The sequence below is a fragment of the Collinsella sp. LCP21S3_A9 genome, assembly GCF_052118785.1.
Classification (GTDB): Bacteria; Actinomycetota; Coriobacteriia; order Coriobacteriales; family Coriobacteriaceae; genus Collinsella.
Window position 1 is genome coordinate 1 of sequence record NZ_JBQKGN010000048.1, and the last position, 1,675, is coordinate 1,675.

General features: G+C 62.1%; 1 rRNA gene. It reads right to left on the reverse strand.

Features of this window, described 5'->3' with window-relative positions:
- Positions 1-1,443: ribosomal RNA gene (locus ACTQ05_RS09435) — 23S ribosomal RNA — on the reverse strand; the annotation flags it as partial.
- Positions 1,444-1,675 lie beyond the last annotated feature (232 nt).

Here is a 1,675-nt window from a genome sequence, read left to right on the forward strand (position 1 = left end):
CCGGCCTCGCCTTAGCCCCCGACTGACCCTGGGAGGATTAGCCTTGCCCAGGAAACCTCGGGTTCACGGCGGACGAGTTACTCTCTCGTCTCTCGCTACTCATGCCAGCATTCTCACTCCCATGCGCTCCACCGTCGGTCGCCCTCCGGCTTCTCCGCCCATGGGAAGCTCCCCTACCGATTCTATAGATAAAATCCCGCCGCTTCGGTGTCCAGCTTAGCCCCGTGTATTGTCGGCGCATGTCCACTCGACCAGTGAGCTGTTACGCACTCTTTGAATGCATGGCTGCTTCTAAGCCAACATCCTGGTTGTCTGGGCGGACGCACATCCTTTGCCACTCGGCTGGAACTTGGGGACCTTAGCGGGCGGTCCGGGCTGTTTCCCTCTCGAGCACACAGCTTAGCCCACATGCTCTGACTGCCGCGCTCTGGGCCGCCGGCATTCGGAGTTCGGTTGGATTCGGTAGGCGGCGAAGCCCCCTCGTCCATCCGGTGCTCTACCTCCGGCGGTGAACGCGCGACGCTAGCCCTAAAGCTATTTCGGGGAGAACGAGATATCTCCGGGTTTGATTGGCCTTTCACCCCTATCCGCAGGTCATCGCCGCCGTTTTCAACCGACGTGCGTTCGGCCCTCCACGGGGTCTTACCCCCGCTTCAGCCTGCCCACGGATAGCTCACCCGGCTTCGCGTCCGCGGCGCGGGACTCAAGTCGCCCTGTTAAGGCTCGCTTTCGCTCCGGCTCCCTTTCGGTTAACCTCGCCCCGCGCCAGCGACTCGCTGGCTCATTCTACAAAAGGCACGCCGTCACACCCCGGAGGGTGCTCCGACTGCTCGTGGGCGCACGGTTTCAGGTACTGTTTCACTCCCCTCCCGGGGTGCTTTTCACCTTTCCCTCACGGTACTGGTGCGCTATCGGTCACAGGGTAGTACTCAGGCTTGGATGGTGGTCCACCCAGGTTCGGACCGGGTTTCACGTGCCCGGCCCTACTCAGGGACCGCGTCGCGCCGTCCGGTCTGGGTTCGCGTACGGGGCTGTCACCCGCTGCGGCCGGCCCTCCCATGCCGTTCCGCTCCCCAGCCGGACCTGCGCCCGGGGGCGGCAGCCCCCGGATGCGCGGCCCTGCAACCCCGCCGGCGGAACCCCTGCCGGGTACGCCCGCTCGACGGTTTGGCCATCGGTCCCCTTTCGCTCGCCGCTACTCGGGGAGTCTCGAGATTGATTTCCTCTCCTCCGGGTACTTAGATGTTTCAGTTCCCCGGGTTGTCCTCCCCCCGCCTATGTGTTCGGCGGGGGGATATCCGTACCTCTACGGATGGGTTCGCCCATTCGGAGACCCCCGGGTCGAAGGATGTGTGCTCCTCGCCGGGGATTATCGCAGCTTGCCGCGTCCTTCATCGGCTCCCTGTGCCAAGGCATCCGCCGTGCGCCCGTGGTATCTTGCGGGACCGCTCCGGGCCCGCGGGATATCCACGTGTCGCTAATGAAAATTAATCGATATCATGAATAGCGCTCTCATGTCGCAATTCGGGTATCTCATACCGCGGCACAGCGTGTTCCACTGTGCTCGCGATCAGATGCTCCTCACTCATCAATGAGTGAATTCCTCTTGTTTGGATCGGATGAATGATTGCTATCATTCTCTATTTAATCGCAGAAAAGAATCGAGTCTGGAAGA